This is a genomic window from Lentzea sp. NPDC058450, assembly GCF_042721395.1.
Lineage (GTDB): Bacteria > Actinomycetota > Actinomycetes > Mycobacteriales > Pseudonocardiaceae > Lentzea.
The window spans coordinates 1-1,086 of record NZ_JBHXLO010000073.1 but is presented as its reverse complement, the minus strand read 5'-3'; the positions used below and the strand labels follow the sequence as shown (position 1 = coordinate 1,086).

At 66.0% G+C, this 1,086-nt stretch carries 1 protein-coding gene; it reads right to left on the bottom strand.

The window, feature by feature from the left end:
• Positions 1-17 precede the first annotated feature (17 nt).
• The gene (locus ACFWNN_RS45590; RefSeq protein WP_382446212.1) at positions 18-983 is read right to left on the bottom strand and encodes an IS481 family transposase; all 966 of its coding nucleotides are present in this window, start codon (positions 981-983) and stop codon (positions 18-20) included.
• Between the last annotated feature and the right edge of the window lie 103 nt (positions 984-1,086).

Genomic DNA, 1,086 nt, shown 5'->3' with positions numbered 1-1,086 from the left:
CTAGGTGTATTTGGCCATCAGGTTGGTTGCAATCGGGTGATGGGTGGGTGGCCTCCGAGTGCGCTGTGGCGGCGTTGAGTGTTGTAGTGCTCGATCCAGGGTGCAAGGGCGTTGGTGCGTTCGGTGTTGCTGGTGAAGGCGTGCCGGTAGGCCCATTCGGTTTGCAGGGTGCGGTTGAGTCGTTCGACTTTGCCGTTCTGCCAGGGGCAGTGGGGTTTGATGAACTTCTGCTGGATGCCGTGGCGGGCGCAGACCTCGCGTAGTGACCAGCGGTAGGCCCAGGCGTTGTCGGTCATCAGCCGTTGGATGTGGGTGATGCCGTGGCCGGCGAAGTAGGCGATGGCCCTGGTCAGGAAGGCCGCGCAGGTGGGGCCTTTCTCGTCGGGCAGGATCTCTGAGTAGGCGAGTCTGCTGTGGTCGTCGACCAGCGTGTGGACGTAGTCGAACCCGATCTGGGCGGCGCGGTCGCGGGTGGTGTTGCGCAGGGGCCGGCCGTGCACGCGCCAGCCGCCGCCGTCGGGGATGCGGCCGATCTTCTTGATGTCCATGTGGACCAGCTCGCCCGGCCGGTCCCGTTCATAGCGGATCGCGGTGGACTTGCTCGACCTGATGACCTCGCCGGTGATCGGGTCGAGCGCGGCCAGCCGCGGGACCTGGTGGCGGGCCAGCACCCGTGACACTGTCCGAACAGGCACGCGCAGTTCGGCGCTGATCCAGTCCGGGCCACGCCGCTGATCACGGCGTAGGACGAGGATCCGCTGCTCGAGCTCGGCACTGGTGCGGCGCGGTGAGCGATGTGGTCGCGATGACCTGTCCCGCAGGCCGGCTTCGCCTTCGGCGGCATACCGGCTCAACCAGGTTCGCACGCACTTGCGCGAGATCCCCATCGCGGCCGCTATGTGAGCCTGTGGCCACCCCGCTTGATGCCGCTCAACGATCAGCAGCCTGCCTAAGAACGTGGTTCGGGCATTACGGTGGGACACGAGAGCCTCCGGCTGGCGTGGGTCCTAGACAAACCACACCCCAACCGGAGGCTCTCCCCACGTCAACACCCATCCACAGCTACCAACGTCCCGGCCAAGTACA